Below are 19759 nucleotides of genomic sequence, written 5' to 3'. Positions count from 1 at the left end.
ACCTTAATACTGTTGAATCCGGGCGGGTTTTGGGGGTAAGTTATCGGTATCCCCATTTATTTTATCCCTAAACCTGCTCCTACAATAGTCTTATGTAACGGAACCCTAATACTGTTGAATCTGGGCGGGTTTTGTGGGTAAGTTATCGGTATCCCTATTCATTGTATCCCTAAACCCGCCCCTACAATAGTTGTTCTTGAATCGCGTTAATTAGATGATTAAACCCCGATTCGCTGTGAATGTCGGGGGTGAGGGTATTCATGTTTTGTAGCGTATCGGTGAGTCCATCGATTGTGGCGCGAATTTCGGTGTATTCGTTGATGGAACGTTGTAAACTGGGGAGGTTGGCGGAAGAGGCGATTAATTTTATTTTGGTTTCGAGTTTATTGATTTCTTCTTGCCAGTGAATGATATAATCAGCGCGATCTACTGGGTCATAAATTGTGGCGTCAGATAAGACAATCGGGAAGATTCTGTTGTAGAATTCGCCATTGTTGGCAATCTGGACGAGTTCATACATACAGTTAGGGGATTTGAGATAGCGATCGCTAATCACAATAATAACGCATTTCCCGCGTCCAATACGCTCCATGAATTCCTTGATTAGCCCTTTATAGCCTAAGTCTCGCTTATCCCGGACAATCGTGATTCCCTGGGATTGAAACACCTCATCGAGACGGTTGACAAATTCCTCGCTTTCCCCTCTCCAGGCATAGGAGATAAAGATTTCTTTCTCGAAGTTGGCGGCGTTTGCGTCATTCATCTGGGAATCCTTGGGGGAGGTTTGGCGGTGGGGATGGCTAAAGGAGGCTTCTCTTTCCTGGTTCAGTTCCTGTTGTAATCGGGAATCTGTCGCCTTATTAAAGGGTGAGTCTATGCCTAGTTTATCAGCTTGGTATTGCGGGTAGGGGGAGAGGTTCACGTCATCAATTAAGCGGCGCACATCCACCATTTGATAACTATTATCGCATTCAATCTCATAGCGACCTGCGTTTAAGCGTTTGCGAAGATTGTCCAGGCGATAGGAATAGGGATGAGGACTGCCGAGGCATTCGCTACAGTTACAGGGAACCAGGGTAGTATACCGCAATCGTTCATAAGAGGCGTGGATTTTTTCCAGTTCATGGGTAATTACGGCGAGGAGTTCTTTTTTGCGGTTTCCGGATACCCGGATTTTGAGTTGGCGCTGATAGTAATATTCGATAATTTCGGCGCGGGTTTGATATTTGTTGAGGAGTACGCCATTGCGCCAGACTAGGGTTTGGTTTTCTATCCAGGGGTGGGTTTCGACAATGAAGCGGGTGAGGATTCCTTTGGGCATAAAGTCGTAGTCATAGCGCAAGATGAGATTGTTTTGCTCATCCCAATCGTAGTCGGGTTGATTGATATCTAAAAGTTGGGGGGCGATGTAGGTATCCGTCTGATTGGGGATGGGGTAACAGAGTTTGAACCGGATCATTAATTGCAGCAGTTCATCCTGCATTGAGTTATATTCATCTTCATGCCAAATATCAGCCAGGGTGTCTTGGGTGAAACAGCCGAGATTGTTCTGAACGGTGGGATTATCTAAGACATTATAGACGGCGGTGGTTCCCCATTCGGGTTTGAGAATAATATAGTGTTTGAGGGTGGGGTCATCTTGGAAATGGAGGCAGACGCCGAGGTCATGTAAGTAGCGACTGAGACGCCGCCTATCTTGGCGGTCAGTTAATTGATTCCGCTGGCAAATTTGGTCGTAGTCTTGTTGGGTGATATAGTTGCGGGAATCGTTTTCTAAGGCTGCACGAACTCGTACCCAAAGTTTAGGTAATGGGGTGCCAACGTGGGGGAGATGGGTAATATATTGTTGAATGGCGTCTTTGATGTGATCAAGTCCGCGATTGGTGGCAAAGTTGGCGGGGATAACATCTTTGAGATTGGTGAATTCTCCCCTGAGTTGGCGTTCGTTGACGGGACATTGACGGTCTTGTTTTTCATTTTTGATAATTAAAACGGGGCTATTGTCACTGAGGAGTTCGACGACTTTTAGCCACCAGTAAAAATCAGTGTTTTCTTTGCGGTCATCGGCGACTAAGGCATAAAGGGAACGTTTTGTGAGGAAGAATTGATGGGTTTGATGATAGATTTCCTGTCCGCCAAAGTCCCAGATATTGACGCGAAAGTCTTGTCCGTTGGCATGGGGAAAGTGCCATTGGATTACGTCAATACCTTGGGTGGATTTTTCATCGGGTTGGAGTTGGTAGGTTTCGTCTTCGATTTTCTTGGCTAAGGTAGTTTTTCCGGCTGCACCTTCGCCGACGATGATAAATTTGGCTTCGTAGAGGGGGGTGGTTTCGGTGGGGTCTTGGATGCGGAAGTAGAAGTCCAGGATTTCTTGGACATCCCCCGGTTCTGTGAATAACTTATTTCCTTCTAAAATTTCTGGGGGGATGGGGAGTGGATTACCGCGCAAATCTAGTGTTTTTAGGTTGAGCAGTTGTTGAATTTCCGGCGGCAGTTCTTGGAGTTTATTGCCGCGAAGGTTAAGGGATTGCAGGGAGGTGAGTTGACCGATTTCGGCAGGCAGTTTTTGGATTTTATTATCCCAGAGCTGAAGGGATTGTAAAGCGGTGAGTTGACCGATTTGAGGAGGCAGTTTTTGGATATTATTGTCGCTGAGATCAAAGGATTGCAGGGCGGTGAGTTGACCGATTTCGGCAGGCAGTTCTTGGATATTATTGTCGCTGAGGTCAAGTTCTGTCCATTCTTCCCGCGCCGCTTGTTCAATGAGTTGGAGTAGTTCGTTCTCTGTCATCAGCCAGCCTTGAATCCTCTTTTTTTACTGTAGCCAATGGGGGTGATGGGGAGACAGGGAGACGCGGAGACAGGGAGACACCTGAGTGTTCTAAGCTGTCATGCATTTAAATTGGGTATTAGTAGCGAGCAAGATGCAAAGCCTGCGGCATGGCTTCGCTAAACGCACTACAACAAAAGAGCGATAAAGACTCTTCGATGAGTATCAAACACTCGTGGGCGAGTATCAAACACTCGTGAGCGAGTATCAAACACTCGTTGGTGAGTATCAAAGACTCGTTGGTGAGTATCAAAGACTCGTTGGTGAGTATCAAAGACTCATGGGCGAGTATCAAAGACTCGTGAGTGAGTATCAAAGACTCATGGGCGAGTATCAAAGACTCGTTGGCGAGTATCAAAGACTCGTTGGTGAGTATTAAAGACTCGTTGGTGAGTAAACTAGGACAGGGCGACGCGATCGCATATCCATTCAACCCTGATAACCGAGAGTGCGATCACCAAGACAGGGCGACCCGACCTAATTGAATGGAGTGGTGTTGTTGATTAAACCAAGCGGGTCGCCCCTACAGGACGATGATTGGGGTTTGAATGTACTAACCACAGAGCGATCGCCTAATTTTATCTATCTATATCTGAAAAGGCGATCGCATATCCATTCAACCCTGATAACCGAGAGTGCGATCGCGAGAATAGGGCGACCCGACCTAATTAAATGGAGTGGTGTTGTTAATTAAGCCAAGCGGGTCGCCCCTACAGGACGATGATTGGGGTTTGAATGTACTAACTAGAGAGCGATCGCCTAATTTTATTTATCTATATCTGAAAAGGCGATCGCTAGGACAGGGCGACCCGACTTAATTAAATGGAGTGGTGTTATTCATCAAACCAAGCGGGTCGCCCCTACAGACCCTACCGTCCCTACGAATGACCAATGACCAATGGGTTTTATCGCTTTCCACTCAACTTCCGCCCTAACCGACGGAATCCCCCCATGGCTCCCACCAACTCCGGATACACTGGCACTAACGGGGATTTCTCCCGACTAAACCGCACCGCCAATGTGCGAATCAAGGTCAAGATTTCCGGGCGTTCAATCTCAGTTGTCGGGAATTGCAACAACGCCTCCAATGTCTGCGGGGTGCCAATCCGACTTAATGCCATTGCCGCTTGCTCCCGAACAAACCAGTCATTATCCTTTAGCAAGGGCATTAATGCCTGTAATGCGGGTGCAGTACCTATCCGTCCCAAGGCTGTCGCCGTTGCGCCTCGGATATCGCCATCGCCATCCTTTAATAGGGGAATTAACGCTTGTAGCGCCGCTGGAGTACCCATTCTCCCCAATGACTCAATTCCCTGTTTTCGCACCCGTTTATCCTGATCCTGGAGAATCGGAATTAATGCGGTTAACGCCGGAGTTGTCCCCATCCGCCCTAACGCCGCCGCTGCTTCCTGGCGCACCACCGGATCAGTATCCGCTAACGCTGGAATTAACACCTCCAACGTCTGAGGATTCCCGGAACGCGCCAAAGCTTCCGCCGCTTCTTCTCGCACCACTGGATCAGCATCTTGCAGCGCCGGAATTAACGCCTCTAAGGTTTCCTTGGTGGCAATTTTCCCCAATACCATCGCCGCTTCTTCCCGAATCTGATCCTGGGGATGATTCAGGGCTTGGATTAACGCCTGCACGACTGTGGGATTTTCCAGATGAATCGCGCCACTGGCTTGCCAACGAACAAAGCTATCGGGGTGATTCAGCACCTTAACCAATTCCTGCAAGGCTTCCGGTGTGCCAATCTGCGCCAATGCCATCGCCGCTTCCCCCCGCACATAACTATCGTTATCATGAAGGGCAATAATTAACGCCTGTATCGCCGCCGATGTGCCAATCCGCCCCATCGCCGCTGCTGCTTCACCCCGAACCACGCTATCTTCATCCCGCAGGGCGGGGATTAACGCTTTCACGGTTTCGGCATCGCCAATATAACCCAAAGCAGTCGCCGCTTCCCCGCGCACATACCAAGGTCCCTGATTTAGGGCTTTAATTAACGTAGCGACGGCGGAGGGACTGCCAATTTGACCCAAGGCGGCAATTAACGCAGCGACGAAATCCTTGCGGGTATAATACTGTTTCTCATCCAAATCCTGCTGTAACGTCTCTGCCATCTGGGAATTGGTTTGCCCCAAGGCGACAACGGTGGAGGCAATGAAGCCAACAAAGGGGTAATGATGCCACAAGTCATAAATGTGGTCAATCACTTCGGTAATTAAAGGATGAGACAATTGCTGACATTCAGCGATCGCCCGTCCGGTTAACAGGAGTAAGGTCGAGAAGATATCATCTTTTTCCTGAACAATGGCTTGGAATAAGGGAATCGGATCATCCATTAACCCCGCCAGGAGACTAATGCTTTGATGCCAATCATACTCCCACAAATGGGCTTTCACCAACGCCATACCCTGACTAGGATTCTCTTGAATCACCCGCTGTAAATAACAGGCGGTTAAATAATCCTGCGTAATCCGGTGAATAAACACATAGCGATCGCCTTCTTGAGTCAAGCGGTGCAGAATCCCCTGTTCTCCAGACAGTTGCACCAAGAGTTGGGCGGGGGTTTGTTGGCGTAAGGGTTCTAACCCCTGATCCTGTTCTAGGGCGTTAGCGATTTCCTGTTTCAATTCCTGGGAATCAAACACCTCCTGCCCTTTACAGGTAAACTGATAGGCGAGATCTTCCAATAAGCGGATTTTCACCCCACTGTCTGACCCCCGATGATGTGTCCATTGACTCAGGAGATATTCGACGGTTTTCTGATAAATTTGACTGCGACGGGCGGGTAATGTCAGAACTTGCTCATAATATAAGCTGCACAGTAAATAAAGTAATCGAGGATTTTGTGCCAAGCCCCGCAGTTGAGGATTTTGTCGCAGTTGTTCAATTAAGCTAGCCGCCGAAATCCCGTCTTTTTCTGAATCGGTGCCATATTGAAACCAGGTATGAATAAATCGTTCAATCTGGGGTTGACTCAGGGGAATAATTTCCACTTCCTTTGCCCCATTAATAAACGCGCCACCATACCCGACAATCCGAGAGGTACAAATAATCGGACAGGGATGGGTTTCCAGGAATTGGTTCAGTTTCGTGGCTAAGGCATTGCGATCGCGTTTGGGAACTTCATCTAATGCATTGAACAACAACAGACATTTCCCCTGACGCAATTTCGCCTGTAACCAGGGTTGAATATCTGCCCAGGTTGTGGGATAATCGCGTTGAACCAGGGATGCGATCGCCACCGTGATATCATCAGCGGTTTCATGTAAATCCACTAAGCGGATAAATAGGGGAAAAACCACATCCTCAACGGTAATTTGAGCATCCACCAATTTCTGCCGTTCACTGGCTGCCGTTAATGCGGCTTCCCGGCGGAGTAGCGCACTTTTCCCCATTCCCGGATCAGCCAAAACCATCAAGCGTTGATAGTTTTTCTTTGCCTGTTCCCAGGGAACCCGATAACGCTTGGCTTCTACGTCGCGATTTTTAATCGCATAAGCGCGTTTCAGTTCAGCCTCTGATTCGGCGTATCCCCAGAAGGTTTCCACCTCATGACGATAATTGCGTTCACGGGTGACTTGAATCGGGACATAGAGAGATTTACGGGAAATCGGGTGCTGGGTATGTAAAAGGGTTTTATATTTAAAATGGGATTCGATATCCTCCAAGAATCGGCAAACGGATTCGATTTTCGGATCACGGTTCAGTGGGCGAGTGTCCTCTGTGCGGGTATCATGAGAACTAATCATAATCTTACCCCTGTTGATTAAAGCGGTTTTGAATCAAACTGAAAAGTTATAGCGCTGACTTGATGGCACTAAAGTGCCTACTACGAGCGAGCAAACGAATCTGGGTGAAGTCAGAGCTATGTCGTTGCGATCGTCTTTATTCTGGATTGTCTTAACTCACGACTTAAAGGCGATCGCTATACTATGATCCTATAATTATATCCATTATGATTCTAGGTTTTCATCCCTTTGGCTTGGCTTAGGATGAGTCAACAGGAATGCCAAGCTTCGTGCCGACTACGAACCTAGCTTAGGAAAATTTTAGAAAGGGGGGTGACACCCCTAACGCCAAAAATGATATAGTGTGATAGATAGATGCACCCTGATAATTGGGAGAGTCCTTTGAGTGGCTCTCTTTTTTATTGGTGATTGGTCTATGATATGATGTCCGGCAAATCACCCATAATATAAATCAAGATGCATGAAGGAGGGATATAGCAATCCTATTTAGGTCGTGGCAATTTTCAAAATTGAAACCCTTGCTATACCTGGGTTTCGAGCATTTTGCTTGTTGCATCCTACTACCGGGGATTGGTGAAAGCCAAAACCATCCAAGTGTCGAAACCCTCTAAGCTCGTGTCAAAGGGGAAAAACCAGGAAATCCTCAAAGTGATTTGGGGAAGCCCACACCATAATCTTTGATTTGGTGTGGGAGGATGTCACAGTGGGAAAGACGCCCAGACATACCGCATCAGACGGAATATCATAATGAACCTCAACATTGCTTGCCTGATCCAACGAACTGGGAGTATGATCGCACTCGTGACACTCACCAGTTGTGCATTTCCCCCTCCATCCGATACCGCCACCGTTTCCCAAACCCCACCCGAATCGGTGGATTCCTCCTCATCGCCAGATGCAACAGCGTCGGCTGATTCAGTCGCCACTCCTCAAGGTGTCCAGAAAACCACCGTCCTCGAAGGGTTAGATCATCCCTGGGGGATGGCATGGTTACCCGATGGTGCGATACTGATTACGGAGCGATCGGGACAACTGCGAATTGCCCGCGATGGGGTACTTGATCCCACACCAATCGCTGGGGTGCCAGAGGTTTTTGCGGTGAAGCAGGGTGGGTTAATGGATATCTCCCTTCATCCCCGCTTCTCTGAGAATTCGTTAGTCTATCTCACCTATTCCCACGGTACGCGCCAAGCCAATCATACACGAGTTGCCCGTGCTAAATTTGAGGGTAGCGCCCTTAAGGATTTCGAGGTAATTTTCCAGGTATCTCAACTCAAATCCGGGGGACAACACTTCGGTTCCCGCATCCTGTGGTTACCTGACGATACCCTGTTAGTCGCGATCGGTGATGGGGGAAATCCACCAGTACAACTCGACGGTGATCTGATCCGTAAACAGGCGCAGAACCGCCGCAGTCATTTAGGTAAAATTATCCGCCTCAACGACGATGGTACAATACCCAATGACAATCCCTTCGTCGAATCCCCAGACGCTGATCCCGCCCTCTGGAGTTACGGACATCGCAACATTCAAGGACTCACCTTCGATTCCCAAACCCGTCGAATTTGGTCTACAGAACATGGTGCTAGAGGCGGCGATGAACTGAATCTCGTCGAAGCGGGAGAAAACTACGGTTGGCCCCTCGTCACCCATAGCCGAGAATATTCTGGGGGAATCATTTCAAATCAGCAATCTCGTCCAGGAATGGTCGATCCAAAACTCATCTGGACTCCCGCGATCGCACCATCCGGTCTAGTTATCTATGATAGCGATCGCGTCCCCCAGTGGCAGGGCGATTTATTTGCGGGAGGATTGGTTTCGCGGGATGTCCGCCATATTGAACTTGATGAATCCGGCAATGTCGTCAATGAGACATCCATCGATATCGGTCAACGGGTGCGGGATGTGCGCCAAAGTCCGGATGGATTATTGTACATTCTCACCGATGAAGCCAATGGACAACTGATCCGCATCGAACCCAGTTCGTAGTTGCGCTTTAACGCCGATAGCCACTCATAGTTGATGTCATAGGGGATGATTAAGTGAAAATTGAATCAATCCATATTCAAAACTTTAAGCGGTTTAATCACCTAGAAATTTCATTCAAGAATGGGATTCTGGATGAAGTTAGCGATCGCTATCTGATCTTAGGTGATAACGGTACAGGTAAAACAACTCTATTACAGGCGATCGCACTTCCATTAGCATTAGCAACAGGTCGGATTCAGGATATCTCTGATTTCGACTGGATTGGCTTCCTTCCTGGTCGATATTGGAGATGGGGAGATCCCAGAATTGAGATGCAGGTTTTGTTTGAACCAGAAGAACTCAATGCGACTCGTGAACTGGCTCAGAAATGGTACGAGGCTCAATCGCCAGAGTTTAAAGAAATACACAAGTTTGTTGAACCTGGAGATAGCCAGAGAGTTCACCTAATTTTAAGTGGTGATTTTTGGAAAGTTGGGAATACTCCCGCCGAGCAACTTCAGTTTAGGGGGAGATATTATGCCCAATGGTTTATTAAAAAGAACGATCAATCGGTTCGACACTATTTTTTAAAACTTCCAGGTATTTTTTGGTTCGACCAGTTTCGTAACTTAGGCTCAAATTCCAACCCAGACAGCAGCGCAGACCACCTTAAAGAACGCAGTAGCGAAACCTCCTTTGAGGTGGGAGTCGGGCGGTTGCGACGGTATTTAATTGATTGGCGTCGTAAACAGGACTCAGGAATGGGTGATTATGCCAATAGTTATCTATTACGTCTAGAAAGATTGTATAGAACAGTATTCCCAGATCGCTCGTTTTCTGGGTTAGAACAGCGTCCGAGTTTAGACTCTCCCACCGAAGAAGAGACTTATTTCTTGCTCAACGATGGATACAGAACCTATGACATTGCTGAAATGTCAGCCGGAGAGCAGTCTATCTTCCCTCTTTTGTATGAATTTGTGAGACAACAGATTGCTTATTCCATTGTCTTAATTGATGAAGTTGACCTGAATTTACATCCTCCTGCGGCTCAATATTTTGTCGCTCAACTTATGAAAATTGAGCCAACCTGCCAGTTTATTATCACCACTCACTCAGACTCGGTAAGCAACGTTATTGGAGAAAGTGAAACCTACCGTCTGAAGGGAGGAAAGTTGTGTCTGTAACCGTTCTCTACTGTGAGGGGAATGCTAAAAGTATTGATATTCGCGTCATTCGTCAACTGCTACCCATAAGTGATATTCGCCCTCTGGGAGGAAAAACATCAAGTTTTTTCAGCAGTATTATTGCAGATCGGCGCAGAAACCCTAATTTAGCTTGCCTGGTTGACCGCGATTTTGATTGTCGAGATTGGCAAAAATTTGATGCACCTGTGCAATGTTAGCATGAGCAGGTGTGGGTTGGCTGGTCATGGGCAAGAAAAGAGATTGAAAACTATTTAATTGACCCAGCGGTTGTACAAAGATCTTTAGGCAAAAAAGCACCTTCACGCGATGAATATCAGAATGCTTTAGACGAAGCAGCAGAAACTATTTCTGCCTATTCAGCAGCACGAACAGCCTTGGCTTGCGAAGGCTTTAAGAATTTTTGGGGTGAAGAAGTTAGAAAAGGATATTGCTTTCCCAAGCAGATAGGAAAAAATGTCTGTTTGACAAAAATTGGTGAAATTGTCCGAGGCTATAAGGGAGAGCGCCTTATTTCCGAGGGAGATGTTCAAACTAAATTCAAGACGTTACTGCCTCAGTTTCGCCCTAATGGAGCGCGATTTAATGACTATTTATACTGTTTTGCTGGAAAAGATTTGCTATACGCAATGAGAGCTAAATTACGAGAGTGGCGATTTGAACCTGCTGTTTCCTCTGATTTATCACCAGAGGACGTTTTTGTAGAAAAGATTGTCAGCCGAATTGAGAGATTAGACAATGTATGGGAGTGGTTGCCAGAATGGACAATTCTACGCCAGTTGATTGAGGAAACTGATTTTTAGGTTAGTAGCGGTGGTGGCGTAACACACCTAATTTGATGGATTCAGATTCTGGGGTAGCACAGACATCTGACAAAACTTCTATGCTAGATAGGAGTGGAATCAGCTTTCGGATGCAGCACCTAGCATGGATCGCAACCTCGCCCAACCTCGACTATCTCGCCGGATCAAGATTTCCCGTCAACAAAAACGCCAGTTGATCCTGGCAATTCCTGTCACCTGTCTAGTCACCTCACTCGCCACGTTTGGCTGGTTGCAATTCCAAACCGCCCAAGCCGAAACTCGGTTGCAACATACCCAACGGGTGCGTCTGGAAACTAAACGCTTACACGTCAATCTCCTGGAAGCTGAAACCGCTGTCCGAGGGTATGAAATTACCCGCCGTCAAGACTTTCTGGATCGCTATGAATCCGCGATCGCCCAAATTCCGGTAACTCTGGATCAATTGCGTCAACTTATTGCCCAAGAACACGCCCAAGCCCATCGCCTGCAACGGATTCGGGAATTGGCTACTGCTAGAGTCAGCTTACTACAACGCAATCTCAGATTAGTGGATGCCAAACCGGAAACCGCCACGGAATCCCCAGAATTCACGGATCAACTGGTAGAGGGGAAGCAAGTCATGGATCAAGCTAACGATGAAATTCAGCAGTTTCTGATGGCTGAACAACAACAAGAGACGCAACTCAACCAAACCTTAGACCAACAGCGCCAGTTTACCGGGTCAATCTTGGCACTTTCAGCGATTATCGGTATCGGTGGTTCCCTTCTCGCCGCTTACCTGTCACACCGTTTAGAGCAACATTTACAGGAACGCGATCGCTGTTGGCGGGAGAGTGAAGCTCGGTATCGAGCCGTGGTGGAAAATTTCCCCAATGGAGCCGTGCTTCTATTTAATCATGAATTACGCTATTTACTGGCAGATGGGAGGGGTTTAGCGAGTGTCAGTTTATCCAAAACCCAATTAGAAGGGAACACCATACAGGAATGCTTACCTCCCCAAACCTGTACCCAGCTAGAACCCCTCTATCGCCAAGTTTTAGCGGGTGAAACCGTTACCCAGGAAATGCCCTTTGGCGATCGCATTTTTATTATCCATGCCCTACCTCTGAGAAACCAGACGGGTGAAATCATCGCTGGTATGGTTGTCACACAGGATATCACAGAACTTAAACAGTCAGAACAGGCACTCTATCACGCCAATCGCGCCCTGCGAACCCTGAGTGAATGCAACCAGGCTTTAGTCTTGGCTACCGATGAACCCACCCTACTGCATAATATCTGCCAAATTATAGTAGACTTCGGTGGCTATCGTTGTGCCTGGATTGGGTTTGCCCAACGGGATCAGGCGAAAACTGTGCGTCCGGTTGCCCAAGCGGGGTATGAGAAGGGTTACGTTGAAGCCTTACAGATTAGTTGGGGGGATAATCAACGCGGTACAGGACCGACTGGAACCGCGATTCGCACCCAAGAACCCAGAATTATCCAAAATATTCTCACTGATCCGAGTTATCGGCTGTGGCGAGATGCGGCGAGTCAACAGGGGTATGCGGCATCCATTGCCTTACCCTTAATGGTAGAAGGAACCTGTCTGGGAGCATTAAATATCTATGCCACTGAACCTGACGCCTTTGATCCAGCTGAAGTGAGATTACTGACAGAATTGGCAAATGACTTGGCTTACGGCATCTCTGCATTGCGGACACAAGTGGCATTGCGCCAAAATAAACAGCGTTTAGATAGTATTCTCAATGCCTTGGATGATGTCGTCTGGTCAATTTCCGCGACGACAGAGGAGGTACTTTACCTCAATCCAGCCACGGAAATGGTCTATGGGCGTTTCGTACAAGACTTTTTTGATCATCCTCACCTGCGGCTAGGGGTGGTTCATCCGGATGATTATGCCCAGGTTAGTACCTTTCATCAACAGTTACTGGCACAAGGTACATATAGTCTAGAATATCGGATTCAGCGACCGGATGGAGAGATTCGCTGGCTTTATGATCGGGGACGGGTGACGTATGATCAGGAGGGTTATCCGCTGCGACTGGATGGGATTGCCTCTGATATTACCGATCGCAAACAAGCCGAGGATGCCTTGCGGGTGAGTGAGGAACGCTGGCATTTAGCCCTGCGGGGGAATAATGATGGGATCTGGGATTGGAATGTGAAAACTAATGACGTTTTCTTTTCGCCCCGTTGGAAAGAGATGTTGGGCTATGAGGACGATGAAATTCCCAATCATCTAGATGAATGGTCGAAACGAGTCCATCCCGATGACCTAGAGTGGGTGATGGGGCTGATTCAAGACCATTTTGACCAGAAGACTCCCTATTATAGTAGTGAGCATCGCCTCCTGTGTAAAGATGGCACCTATAAATGGATTTTGGATCGTGGACAAGCCCTGTGGGATAACCAGGGTAAAGTGGTGCGGATGGTGGGTTCCCACACCGATATTAGCGATCGCAAAGCGGCAGAAGCGGCACTGCGAGACAGTGAAGCCCGATTTCGTGCCATGTTTGAGCGGAGTAAGGCGATTAAACTGTTAATTGATCCGGAAACGGGGGCGATTGCGGATGCGAATTGGGCAGCGGTTAAGTTTTATGGCTATTCGCGATCGCAGTTAGTGACCAAAACGATTACGGATTTCAATTGTCTGCCCCCCTCTCAAGTTCAGGCGGAGATGAGACGGGCAAAATTAGAGGAACGATCCTATTTTATCTTTCCTCACCGTCTGGCGTCGGGAGAGATTCGAGAGGTGGAAGTGTATTCCAGTCCGATTGAGATTCAAGACCGTACTTTTCTGGTTTCGATTATTCATGATATTACCGAACGCAAACAAGCAGAACGGGCATTACATGATAGTGAAGAACGCTTCCGGGCTATCTTTGAACAAGCCTCGGTGGGGATTGCCCTTGTCACCCCCTCTTCTGGCGAACTTTTGCGGGTGAATCAACGTTACTGTGAGATTATCGGGTATCCTGAATCTGAATTAGTGGGGCGGCGGGTACAAGATATTACTCACCCGGATGATCGGGAACAAAATATTGAGTATTTACAGCAGTTAATGTCGGGAAAAACCTCCACCTATGCTACGGAAAAACGGTATATCCGTAAGGATGGACAATACCGATGGGTCTATATTTCCATCTCGCGGGTGTGTGATTCAGAACACAAACCCAACTATGCCCTGGCTGTCGTCGAAGATATTAGCGATCGCAAAGCGACAGAAGCGGATTTGCGGGATAGTGAGGCGAAGTTTCGGGCATTCCTGGAATCGGCATCAGAAGCGATTATTGTCACTAACGCCCAGGGAGAAATTATTGTCTTTAATGCCAAAGCTGAAGACTTATTTGGCTATAATCGCACCCAGGTATTTGGGCGCAACATTGAATACTTAATGCCGCAACGCTATCATTCCATCCATACTGATCATCGGGCGGATTATCTCACCCATCCCAGTAAACGTTCTATGGGGAAATCCCAGGAATTATATGCCAAACGTCAGGATGGAACTGAATTTCCCATTGAAGTGGGACTGAGTACGATTCAAACTAAGAATGGCACCTTTGTGATTGCCTTTCTCACCGATATTACCGAACGTCAGCAGGCGGAACATGAGATTAAACGCCTCAACCAGAAGTTAGAATCTCAGATTCGGGAAACCGAGACGCGCTATGCCCAAATTGTGGAACTCGCCGAAGAAGGAATTTGGGTCACAGATGCCCAAGGGAATACCACCTACATTAATCAGGCAATGGCACGGATGTTGGGGTATACCGAGGTGGAAATATTAGGACATGCGATCGCGGATTTTCTCACCCCTGGAGATAATCGTTTCACTCCCGCTGCGAATATCCCTCTGAATCAAAGTCAGGTGCATCGCCAAGAGGTTGAATTACGTACAAAATCCGGTAATACGATCTGGGCATATATGTCCACCAGTCCCGTCCTCGATGACCAGGGAAACTTATTATGGTCTTGTGCTTTAGTTTATGATATCACCGAACGCAAGCAAGCCGAAAAACAGTTACGCGAAAGTAATGAACGGATTAGTCTCGCGAATGCGGAATTAGCCAGGGCGACTCGGTTAAAAGATGAGTTTCTGGCAAGTATGAGTCATGAGTTACGCACGCCTTTAAATGCGATTTTGGGGTTAGCGGAGGCACTCCAGGAAGAGGTGTATGGTTCATTAACCCCCAAACAGCGCAAATCATTGGCGACAATCGAACAAAGTGGTAAGCATTTGTTAGACTTAATTAATGATATTCTGGATCTGTCTAAAATTGAGTCAGGGAAGATGTCGTTATCGGTTTCCCTTGTCTCTGTAAACAGTCTGTGTGAATCGAGTTTGACCTTTATTAAACAGCAGGCGCAGCAAAAAAATATTCGACTCGATTACCACATTGCACCAGGCTTAAGCGAGATTGAAGTGGATGAACGGCGCATCCGCCAAGTGTTAGTCAATTTATTAAGTAATGCGGTAAAATTTACGCCTGATGGGGGTAAGGTATCGTTGCAAGTAACAACTGATCCTGATGGTGAACAGTTGCAGTTGAGTGTTACCGATACGGGGATTGGTATTGCCCCAGAAAACCTGGATAACCTGTTTAAACCCTTTGTCCAATTAGATAGCAGTCTCTCTCGTCGCTATGCGGGGACTGGGTTAGGGTTAGCCCTAGTGCGGCGAATTGTGGAATTACAAGGGGGGAGTATTACCTTAGACAGTGAGGTGGGCAAAGGCAGTTGCTTTACGGTAAACCTTCCCTGGAAACATCCGAGTCGTATCGGGGAAAGATTGAAACAACCTAAACTGATGGTTGGAGAATTGCCGCTGATTCACAAAGCTTTAGTGGTGGAAGATTCCGATGCTTCAGCTAATCATATTGCCCGGTATCTGGGAGAATTAGGTATCACTGTTTTGATTCATCCCCAAGGGGAAGGCACTATTGATGCAGTGCAGACATTTAACCCGGATGTAATTATCTTAGATATTTTACTGCCGCATATTTCCGGTTGGGAGGTGTTGGTTCAGTTAAAGGAAAATTCAGCCACTCAATCCATTCCCGTTGTTGTGGTTTCTGTTGTCGATGATCCGACTCAGGCTTTAGAATTAGGGGCGTCTGACTATTTACTTAAACCCGTTTCTCGTCCCCAGTTACAGTCAGTATTGAGTCAGTTGTTTACCACACCGCCGGAGACGCATCCGCCTGGGGTTGAGGAAGCGTTACCGTTAATTTTATTGGCAGAAGATAATGAGGCAAATATTATCACCTTGACGGATTATTTGCACAGTAAAGGGTTTCGGGTGGTTTTAGCTAGGAATGGGATTGAAGCGGTGCAACAAGCCAAGCAGTATACACCGGATGTAATTTTAATGGATATTCAAATGCCAGAAATGGATGGATTAGAATCAACCCGCCAGATTCGGGCGGACAGTGATTTACCCCGGATGCCGATTATTGCGGTGACGGCGTTAGCAATGCCGGGCGATCGGGAAAAATGCTTGGCAGCAGGGGCAACGGAGTATATGGCGAAGCCGATTCGCTTGAAAAAGTTGGTGACGCTCATTGAACAGTATCTGCATCGGTAACATTGGCTAGTACAAGAAGGCAGAAGTCCGAAGGCAGGTGGCAGAAGGCTATAAGGTTCATTGTAGCTGCTTTTAAGGAGCTTGTTAACTGGTTAGTTATTTCTGCCGCGCTGCACTAGGGGAAGCAATGTAGAGACGCGCCATGGCGCGTCTGGAAGCAGGGAGAGAGAAAGTTATATCCTTGAATGCAACTTGATATTAGACAAACCTGATATCACGTCTTTGTCGGTCAGACATCACTGACAGTTATTGTCTGTTTCTGAGATACTGAACGAACATGGTCAAATTATGTCCACTCCAGTCGCCGTATTTTTTACAAGACTAAAACAACGAATTAGCTGAAGTTCAACTATCTAAGTAGGTTGGTGGAAATAAACTCAACTCTATTAAGTTATAGCACTACGCACTCTAGTTAGGACATATCAAGAAAACATCAAATCGCTCAATCCCTTATCAGGTAAGCGTTTTCCTTCACTATTGCCTATTGCCCATTGCCCATTGCCCAGCGCGTAGCGCTATATATCAATAAACCTCAAACTCTTACAAATGACAAATGACAAATGACAAATGACGATCTCAACCGTTAACTTTTATTGTCCCTACCTACTTAAATCTATGGTTAACCTAAATCAGAATACATCTATCTTAATCGTGGATGATGATCCGAATGCCTTTGATGTGATTGAAGCCCATCTCTATCGAGAAGGGTATGACTTATTTTATGCCAGCAGTGGTGAAGAAGCGTTAAACCTGCTCGACTCCATCGAACCGGATGTCATCTTACTGGATGTGATGATGCCGAAGTTAAATGGGATTGAGGTATGTCGCACAATCAAATCCGATTCCCACTGGAAACATGTTCCCGTGATTATTGTAACGGCACTCAACTCCAAAGAAGACTTGGCGCGATCGCTTAATGCAGGTGCTGATGATTTTATCACCAAACCCGTCAGTGGAATTGAACTGCGGGCAAGGGTGCGATCGATGTTACGGATTAAGCAGCAATATGATGCCCTAGAAGCGACGTTGCGTATGCGGGAAGATTTATCGAATATGATTGTCCATGATTTAAGAAATCCGCTGACTAATATTTTACTCTGTAGCGATTTGCTGTTGCAAAGTACAGGCAATGACAAAGATTTACAGCGATTGCAAATTATTTCTGATTCGAGTCGCGAACTTAACTCCATGATCGATAACTTGCTAATGTTAGCGAAAATGGAATCCGGTAAAATGGTTTTGAATCAGACTGATGTTGATTTAAATCAATTAGTTTCTGCCGTAATTTTCCAATTCCAAGCCATTGCCGAACATAAAAATATTAGACTAATCGGTAAGCTTACCGAAACCCCAGCTTCTCTTTGTCTGGATATAAATTTATTTCATCGTGTTTTGGAGAATTTAATTTCTAACGCGATTAAGTTCTCTCCCCCAGAAAGTTTAGTCATTGTCGCCGTAAATTCTCCCAATGAGTCTGTATCCTCCAATTTTCCCAACACCAAAGCCAAGCTTCAGATTATTGATTCAGGTCCAGGAGTCAGTGAAGAACGCAAACACCATATTTTTGATAAATATGAAGTGGGAGATTTAATGAGTGGCGTGTCTCAGATTGGTTTGGGTTTAACCTTTTGTAAAATGGTCATTGAGGCGCATCAGGGGAGAATATTCGTCACAGACAACCAACCCCAAGGTTCAATCTTTACAGTAGTCCTTTAAGGGTGAGGGGGAGCTGGGGGAGCTGGGGGAGCTGGGGGAGCTGGGGGAGCTGGGGAAGCTGGGGGAGCGGGGGAAGCTGGGGAAGCAAGGGATACATTTTTTCTGATAGCGGTGCAAGGTTTTTGATGAGTTTGATTCTCTTTCCTGGAAGATGAGCCAATGTCAATGCTACTCAAAGTATTGATGGCTAATGGTTTTTGGGTTGTGCAGCAAGCTCTATCTGGGAACCAAAACAGATATAACTTGCGGAATTACTCGAAACGTTGCTGGCGTAGAGGTGGTAATTTCTCCATCCGTATTAATAGAACGAGATTTGCGAGTATAGATTTCAAATTCCGTACCGTGGAGAGTCCGGACTCCAGGTAAATCCGTATGGCGTCCCTGCCATAATGCAGGTAGTATCAATAAAATATGCCACCAATGACGCATTTCTAAACTGTACAAATCCAGTTTTTTATCATCAATTGTGGCATCATGAAATATGGTCATTCCCCCACCATAATGTCGCCCATTCCCGATAGCAATTTGAATTGTTTTGATCCGAATCGATTCTCCATTGATACGAATTTCTGCCCGAAACGGACGTGCTTGCCAAATCACCTTTAATGCTGTAGCGAGATACGCCAAAATTCCCCAGCGACGTTTAGCATCTTTGGTGAGGCACTGAGTAATTTCCACACTCAACCCACAACTCGCTACATTAAAAAAATATTGCTCATTAACCAAACCTAGGTCTATTTTATGGTATCGACCCGTAGCAATGACTTGGCAAGCTTGGGGTAAAGCAATAGGAATATTCAACGTCCGCGCCAAATCATTCGCTGTTCCCAAGGGTAAAATACCTAAGGGTAACTGAGTATCCAGTAATCCCTCTATCGCCGCATTCAACGTACCATCACCACCACCAATGATTACCAGGTCTACCTGATGGTGATAGTGACGGATTATGTCCGGAAGCTTGAGTGGATCTTCGGTTAATTCTTCTAGTACAATAAAACCCAATTGCTTCAGTTGACGAATGGCTTCGGCTAGATTCTCCTGCCCCTGACGAGATTTACGGTTGATTAAGAGTAATGCTGTTTTCGGCGGCAACTGGAGATGGTCATTTGTCATTTGTCATTTGTAAGGGTTTGAGGGCTTATTAGAGAATTGGTGGAGTGTTGGGTATATTTCCACCGACCTACTTATTACATTTTATCGGTTTGATGCGATCGCACCTCTTCTAACGGGTGGATAGTTGCATTCCCATTCCACCCATTGTCTTTTTTTGCTCAGGCATTTGATGCATTAAACGGCTTTTTTGTCAAATCGGCGGCAAAAGGAGTCTAGGCAATTGGGTAATGCAACATGCTTGTAGTGTTTAAAATTTGCCGACACGAGAACAAAAAAAATAACGCATTATCAGGCGTTGAAGCGTTTACGGCTAAAAATTGGTACTAGAATAAACCCAATACAGGATTTAAAGAACATCATACTACATCCTCAAACCCTGATCAAATCATGATTTAGCCGCGACGTTTTCGGGCAGCCCTAAACCCGCTTTGCTTTAGAATATTAAAACGTAAACGTCGATATTAAAAGTTTTCTTTATCTAGATACCGCCAGTTGAATCTCCCCAATTCAGGATAAAGGACGCGATCGCACAACTCAATCCATCCCAACCCACACCCTAAAAAACCCTAGGGTAAGCCCCGTGCGCCCTTGGTCAACGTGCGCCTGATTTAATCGAGTCAATTGTAGGGGCGGGTTTAAGCTGTTATGCATTTAAACTGTGATAAGAGCATTACCCTTATTTTTCAGTTTCCGCCCCCAATTAATAACTAGCTTGTCTTCATTTAAAAGTTGATGCAACAAAGATTCTAACTCTTCAATGGATTCAAAAAGCCGAT

At 46.4% G+C, this 19759-nt stretch carries 11 protein-coding genes and 1 pseudogene; 8 read left to right on the top strand and 4 right to left on the bottom strand.

From position 1 onward, the window contains the following. Nucleotides 1–181: 181 nt before the first annotated feature. Nucleotides 182–2794 (bottom strand): COR domain-containing protein, encoded by a 2613-nt coding sequence (locus tag RID53_RS33580; protein WP_446392220.1) that lies wholly within the window; start codon nucleotides 2792–2794, stop codon nucleotides 182–184. Between the two features lie 344 nt (nucleotides 2795–3138). On the opposite strand from RID53_RS33580, the gene RID53_RS33575 reads away from it, so the two are divergent. Then, nucleotides 3139–3318 carry a hypothetical protein gene (locus RID53_RS33575; RefSeq protein WP_446392219.1) on the top strand — a complete coding sequence of 60 codons (180 nt, stop codon included), beginning with the start codon at nucleotides 3139–3141 and terminating at the stop codon, nucleotides 3316–3318. A 14-nt stretch (nucleotides 3319–3332) separates the two neighbouring features. Beyond that, entirely contained in the window at nucleotides 3333–3527 is a 195-nt protein-coding gene (locus tag RID53_RS33570) for a hypothetical protein (RefSeq protein ID WP_446392218.1), read from the top strand. 211 nt (nucleotides 3528–3738) lie between these two features. Here RID53_RS33570 and RID53_RS33565 read toward each other — a convergent pair whose 3' ends face one another. Continuing rightward, a complete protein-coding gene (locus RID53_RS33565; RefSeq protein WP_446392217.1) occupies nucleotides 3739–6591 on the bottom strand; it encodes an NACHT domain-containing protein in 2853 nt (950 codons plus the stop codon). 747 nt (nucleotides 6592–7338) lie between these two features. Between RID53_RS33565 and RID53_RS33560 the strand changes: the two genes are divergently transcribed. The 6 genes from RID53_RS33560 to RID53_RS33535 all read left to right on the top strand — a co-directional run bounded on the left by RID53_RS33560 (nucleotide 7339) and on the right by RID53_RS33535 (nucleotide 17870). Then, nucleotides 7339–8580: a PQQ-dependent sugar dehydrogenase gene (locus RID53_RS33560; RefSeq protein WP_446392216.1), complete on the top strand. Its 1242-nt coding sequence runs from the start codon at nucleotides 7339–7341 to the stop codon at nucleotides 8578–8580. Between the two features lie 53 nt (nucleotides 8581–8633). Beyond that, on the top strand, nucleotides 8634–9743 hold the full coding sequence (locus RID53_RS33555; RefSeq protein WP_446392215.1) for an AAA family ATPase: 1110 nt from the start codon (nucleotides 8634–8636) through the stop codon (nucleotides 9741–9743). Then, the gene (locus RID53_RS33550; protein WP_446392214.1) at nucleotides 9734–9961 is read left to right on the top strand and encodes a hypothetical protein; all 228 of its coding nucleotides are present in this window, start codon (nucleotides 9734–9736) and stop codon (nucleotides 9959–9961) included. Before RID53_RS33555 ends, RID53_RS33550 begins: the two co-directional genes overlap by 10 nt. Before the next feature lie 9 nt (nucleotides 9962–9970). Beyond that, nucleotides 9971–10564: a hypothetical protein gene (locus tag RID53_RS33545; protein ID WP_446392213.1), complete on the top strand. Its 594-nt coding sequence runs from the start codon at nucleotides 9971–9973 to the stop codon at nucleotides 10562–10564. Between the two features lie 124 nt (nucleotides 10565–10688). Further along, nucleotides 10689–16154 (top strand): PAS domain S-box protein, encoded by a 5466-nt coding sequence (locus tag RID53_RS33540; RefSeq protein WP_446392212.1) that lies wholly within the window; start codon nucleotides 10689–10691, stop codon nucleotides 16152–16154. Between the two features lie 615 nt (nucleotides 16155–16769). Then, nucleotides 16770–17870 (top strand): hybrid sensor histidine kinase/response regulator, encoded by a 1101-nt coding sequence (locus RID53_RS33535; protein ID WP_446392228.1) that lies wholly within the window; start codon nucleotides 16770–16772, stop codon nucleotides 17868–17870. 216 nt (nucleotides 17871–18086) lie between these two features. Here the strand turns inward: RID53_RS33535 and RID53_RS33530 are convergent, their stop codons facing one another. Together RID53_RS33530 and RID53_RS33525 are read right to left on the bottom strand one after the other, a co-directional pair. Then, complete coding sequence (locus RID53_RS33530) at nucleotides 18087–18983, bottom strand: lipid kinase (RefSeq protein ID WP_446392211.1); 897 nt, start codon at nucleotides 18981–18983, stop codon at nucleotides 18087–18089. 651 nt (nucleotides 18984–19634) lie between these two features. Further along, nucleotides 19635–19759: pseudogene (locus RID53_RS33525) on the bottom strand (IS630 family transposase); the annotation flags it as partial.

The organism is Coleofasciculus sp. B1-GNL1-01 (assembly GCF_040220235.1).
Lineage (GTDB): Bacteria > Cyanobacteriota > Cyanobacteriia > Cyanobacteriales > Coleofasciculaceae > Coleofasciculus.
The sequence above is the reverse complement of the archived record's forward strand: the minus strand, read 5'-3'. Positions and strand labels throughout refer to the sequence as shown.